Raw genomic sequence first — 5237 nt, 5'->3', positions numbered from 1 at the left:
CCCTCCGCCCCCTCCGCCCCCGGTGAGACCGGGGCGGACGCCAACGCCGGCACGGCCACCGCCTGCGGTCTGGCCAGCCAGAAGTGCTGCACGGCGTAGCCGACCGCGAACAGCAGCAGGACGGCCAACCCGGCCACCGCCCGCCGGTCGAGTGCCATCGCCGAGCCGAATCGAAGGCCCGACCCGGCCCCCGGCCCCGGCGGATCCGCGTCACCGCCCGCCCTGACCGGCTCCAACAGCACAGGTGGCACAGGCGGCGCAGGCCCCGCCGACGGAGGCCGCTCCCCCGCCCCGGCCGGAACCGCGCCCGAAGGCGGACCGGTCGACGCGAGCGCGCCCATCGCGGCACCGGAGCCCACCGGCCCGCCCGCCCCGGCACCGGCCTCTGCTCCCGCCCCATCGCCCACGACGGCGCCGCCGCCGGTCGGCAGCAGCGCCGCCATCCGCAGCCGGACGGTCTCGTTGATCTCGTGGCGCTTCGCCGCGCCCAGGCCCATGGTCGTCATGCCGAGGACGGTAGGAGTCCTCGGCAGAGTGCGCAGAAATTACCGAACCCCTGTGGATAACTCAGGGGTTGTGGACAAAACAGATCACTCACACGAGTGATCAGCGCCGCGAGGAGTTGACCAGAGCCCGCGACACGGCACGCCCGGCCCGCTCAGCGCGGCGCGACGACCACCGCGAGCAGCCCCGGCCCGACGTGCGCGCCGATCACCGCCCCCACCTCGCCCACGTACAGCTCCCGCAGCCCCGGCACCCGGGCCCGCAGCCGCTCCGCGAGCGGCTCGGCCCGTTCCTCGGCCGCCAGGTGGTGCACGGTGATGTCGACCTCCCCGCCCCCCGACCGCTCGACCGCGATCTCCTCCAAGCGCGCGATCGCCCGCGACGCGGTGCGCACCTTCTCCAGCGGTTCGATCCGCCCCCCGTCCAGGTGCAGCAGCGGCTTGACCGCCAGCGCCGACCCGAGCAGCGCCCGCGCCGCCCCGATCCGGCCGCCCCTGCGCAGGTGTTCCAGAGTGTCGACGTAGAAGAACCCGCTGGTCACGGCCGCCCGCCGGGTGGCGGCCTCGGCCGCCTCCGCCAGGTCCCGCCCGGCCGCGATCGCCTCGGCCGCCGCCAGCACCGCGTATCCGAGGGCCATGCCGACCAGTCGGCTGTCCACCACCCGCACGGGTACCGGCGCCTCGGCGGCCGCCAGCCGGGCGGCCTCCACCGTGCCGGACAGCTCGCCGGAGATGTGCACCGAGACGATGCCCTTCGCCCCGGCCTCGGCGGCGGCCCGATAGGCGGCGGCGAAGGCCTCGGGGTTCGGTCGGGAGGTCGTCACCCGCTGCTTGTCGCGCAGCGCCTCGGCGACGTCCTTGGGGGAGATCTCGACGCCTTCGCACAGGACCGCGTCACCGACCGCGACGCTCAGCGGGACCACCGTGATCCCGTACCGGTCGAGGGTCTCCTGCGGCAGGTAGGCCGTGGAGTCGGTGACAAGTGCGAGGTCAGAGGGCATGAGGCGGAGATTACTCCCCGTTCGTCCGGGAGGACAGCGCCCGGGTGCGAGCCCCGAAAGGCCCCGTGGGCGCCGCCGGAGCAAGCACGCAGCACCCGCCGAAGCACGGCCGCAGCACCCGGCGCGGGGTGCTCAGCTCAGGCTCGGCTCGGCTCGGCTCGGCTCGGCTCGGCTCAGCCTGCCGTGGGCCCCGCCGACGGCTTCCGCAGCCGCTGGGCCAGCTTGGCCAGCGGGTCGGCGAGTCCGAGGAGCTCCTCGGCGCTCGGACGGCTCTTCCCGTCCGTCAGCCCGGCCCGCACAGCACCCCCGGAGGCCGCCCCCGAGCCAGAACCCGAGCCCGCCCCCGAACCCGCCCCCGAACCCGAGGACGCGGACGACGCGGAGGAAGCAGCGGAGCCGGAGCCAGAGGCGGACGCGGACGACGACTCCCCCGAGGTGTCCCAGTGCCGCAGCGCCCCCGCCTCGCTCTCGCACTCCTGGCTGAGCCGGCTCAGCTCGTCGTCCGCGAACCGGTGCATCCGGTCCTGCGCGGCCCAGCGCATGGTCTCCGCGGAGTGGGTGATCCGTTCGGCGCGTTCGCGCAGCTCCGGCAGCTTGGCCGCGATCCGCGCGGTGTCCGGCTCCCGCTCCAGCAGCCGCAGTTCGCCGTCGAGTTCGGCGGCGTGTGCGTCGAGCCTGCCGAGCAGGGCGAGGGACTCGCCGAGCTGGCCGTCCTGGGGGAGGCCGCTCTCCAGCACCTGCCGGGTGCCGTCGAGCGAGGTGCGCAGACCGAGCCGGACGGCGGCGATCTGGCCGGGCGGTCCGACCTTGGTGAAGGTCTTCGCCTTGAGGGTGGCGTTCTCCACGGCGCGCCGGGCGTTGGCCTCGTGCCGCCCGATCTTCGTGGCGACGGCCTTCGCCGCCTTGACCGTGCCGACCACGGCCAGGACGAACGCCGCGATCCCGAAGAGCAGGACCAGGCCGATCATCACGCCGAACGCGTCCATCGCGAGCCACCTTCCGCCACCGTTTCGGCCCCCACCGGACCCAACGCGGGCCGTACTGCCGAGGGTTCCACGGTAGCCGCCGGATCGGGCCCGGGGCGGACGGAACGGGCCCGGGCGGCGGAGATCAGGGACAGATCGGGGATCTCCCCGAGGGTTCGAGGGTCCTCCCAGGGCCCCGGGCACGAGCAAAGGGCGGGCGTCCCGAAGGACACCCGCCCCAGCAGCCTCAGCCGGCCGACTACCAGCCGACCGACATCAGCCACGCGACCTCAACCGCAGCCGGCCGACCTGAGCCTCAGCCTCAACTGACCGACCTCGACCTCAGCCTCTCAGCCAGTAACGATGTTCACCAGCTTCGGCGCCCGCGCGATCACCTTGCGCACCGGCGCCTCGCCGATCGCCGCGACGACGGCCGGGTCGGCCAGCGCCAGCGCCTCCAGCTCGGCGTCCGAGATCGTCGGCGCGACCTCCAGCCGGGCCTTCACCTTGCCCTTGAGCTGCACCACGCAGGTCACCGTCTCGTCCACCACGTACGCCGGGTCGGCGACCGGGTAGTCGGTGTGCGCCAGCGACTCGTCGTGGCCCAGCCGGCGCCACAGCTCCTCGGCAATGTGCGGGGCCAGCGGCGCGACGATCAGGACCAGCTGCTCGGCCACGGCGCGCGGCGTGGAGCCGCGCTTGACCAGGTAGTTGTTCAGCTCGATCGCCTTGGCGACGGCCGTGTTGAACCGCAGCCCGGCCATGTCGCCGCGGATGCCGTCGATCGCCTTGTGCAGGGCACGCAGCGTCGCCTCGTCCGGCTCCTCCTCGGTGACGACCAGGTCGCCGGTGGCCTCCGAGACGACGTTGCGCCACAGCCGCTGCAGGAAGCGGTACGAGCCGACGACGGCGCGGGTGTCCCAGGGGCGGGAGACGTCCAGCGGGCCCATGGACATCTCGTACAGGCGCAGCGTGTCGGCGCCGTACTCGTCGGCGATCTCGTCGGGGGCGACGGCGTTCTTCAGGGACTTGCCCATCTTGCCGGCCTCGCGCTTGACGGCCTCGCCCTGCCAGAAGTACTGGCCGTCGCGCTCCTCGACCTCGGCGGCGGGCACCGGGAAGCCGCGCTCGTCGCGGTAGACGTCGGCGGTGATCATGCCCTGGTTGAACAGCTTGTGGAACGGCTCGACGGACGAGACGTGGCCCAGGTCGTGCAGCACCTTGTGCCAGAAGCGCGCGTACAGCAGGTGCAGCACGGCGTGCTCGGCACCGCCGACGTACAGGTCGGCGCCGCCGGCCGGCTTGGTGGCCGTGGGGCCGAGCCAGTACTTCTCGTTGGCCGGGTCGACGACCGCCGAGGAGTTCGACGGGTCGACGTAGCGCAGCTCGTACCAGCACGAACCCGCCCAGTTGGGCATGGTGTTGGTCTCGCGCCGGTAGGTGCGGACGCCGTCGCCCAGGTCCAGTTCGACGTTGACCCAGGCCTCGTTGCGCGACAGCGGGGTCTTGGGCGAGGAGGTGGCGTCGTACGGGTCGTAGGTGTGCGGCGAGTAGTCCTCGACCTCGGGGACCTCGACCGGCAGCATCGACTCGGGCAGCGCGTGCATGACGCCGTCCTCGTCGTAGACGATCGGGAAGGGCTCGCCCCAGTACCGCTGGCGGCTGAACAGCCAGTCCCGCAGACGGTAGTTGACGGTGCCCTCGCCGATGCCGCGCTCGGCCAGCCAGGCGGTGACGGCGGCCTTGGCGTCGACGACGCCCAGCCCGTCCAGCGTCAGCCCGTCCCGGGAGGAGTTGACGATGACGGAGTCGTAGGTGTCGAAGGCGTCGTCCCAGGCGGCCGGGTCCTCGCCGCGCCCGTCGGTGGGCTGGACGACGCAGCGCATCGGCAGCGCGAAGGCGCGGGCGAAGGCGAAGTCGCGGTGGTCGTGGGCGGGGACGGCCATGATGGCGCCGGTGCCGTAGCCCATCAGCACGTAGTCGGCGATGAACACCGGGACGGACGCGCCGCTGACCGGGTTCACGGCGTAGGCGCCGGTGAAGACGCCGGTCTTGACCTTGGCCTCGACCTGCCGCTCGACGTCCGACTTGGCGGCGGCGGTGGCGCGGTAGGCGGCGACGGCCTCGGCGGGGGTGGCGGCGCCGCCGGTCCACTCGGCGGGCACGTCCGCGGGCCAGGCGGCCGGGACGATCGAGTCGACCAGGCCGTGCTCGGGGGCCAGCACCATGTAGGTGGCGCCGAACAGGGTGTCGGGCCGGGTGGTGAAGACGGTGATCTTCTCACCGGAGTCGACGGCGAAGTCGACCCGGGCGCCCTCGGAGCGCCCGATCCAGTTGCGCTGCTGGAGCTTGATGGCCTCGGGCCAGTCCAGCAGGTCCAGGTCGGAGATCAGGCGGTCGGAGTACGCGGTGATGCGCATCATCCACTGGCGCAGGTTGGACTTGAACACCGGGAAGTTGCCGCGCTCGGAGCGGCCGTCCGCGGTGACCTCCTCGTTGGCCAGGACGGTGCCCAGGCCGGGGCACCAGTTGACCGGCACCTCCTTGGAGTACGCCAGCCGGTACTCGCCCAGCAGTTCGTCGCGCTCGGCGGCGGAGAGGTCGGCCCACGGGCGCCCGTCCGGGGTCGGCTTCGCGCCGGACTCGAACCGGGCGATCAGCTCGGCGATCGGCCGGGCCCGGCCGGCCTGCTCGTCGTACCAGGAGTTGAAGATCTGCAGGAAGATCCACTGGGTCCAGCGGTAGTACTCCGGGTCGATCGTGGAGAT

Annotated in this window: 3 protein-coding genes and 1 pseudogene; all 4 read right to left on the bottom strand. The window is 73.1% G+C overall.

Going from position 1 to position 5237, the window contains the following annotated elements; all coding sequences use genetic code 11:
* Positions 1-506, bottom strand: a pseudogene (locus tag ACFV61_RS32125) (hypothetical protein); the annotation flags it as partial.
* 152 nt (positions 507-658) lie between these two features.
* On the bottom strand, positions 659-1504 hold the full coding sequence (locus tag ACFV61_RS32120) for a DegV family protein (RefSeq protein ID WP_063347537.1): 846 nt from the start codon (positions 1502-1504) through the stop codon (positions 659-661).
* A 173-nt stretch (positions 1505-1677) separates the two neighbouring features.
* On the bottom strand, positions 1678-2490 hold the full coding sequence (locus ACFV61_RS32115) for a hypothetical protein (protein ID WP_380495474.1): 813 nt from the start codon (positions 2488-2490) through the stop codon (positions 1678-1680).
* 329 nt (positions 2491-2819) lie between these two features.
* Positions 2820-5237, bottom strand: a 2418-nt coding sequence (gene leuS / locus ACFV61_RS32110) for a leucine--tRNA ligase (RefSeq protein ID WP_380495472.1), incomplete at its 5' end; no start/stop codon positions are given.

The sequence above is a fragment of the Kitasatospora sp. NPDC059817 genome (assembly GCF_042731835.1).
Lineage (GTDB): Bacteria > Actinomycetota > Actinomycetes > Streptomycetales > Streptomycetaceae > Kitasatospora.
The sequence above is the reverse complement of the archived record's forward strand: the minus strand, read 5'-3'. Positions and strand labels throughout refer to the sequence as shown.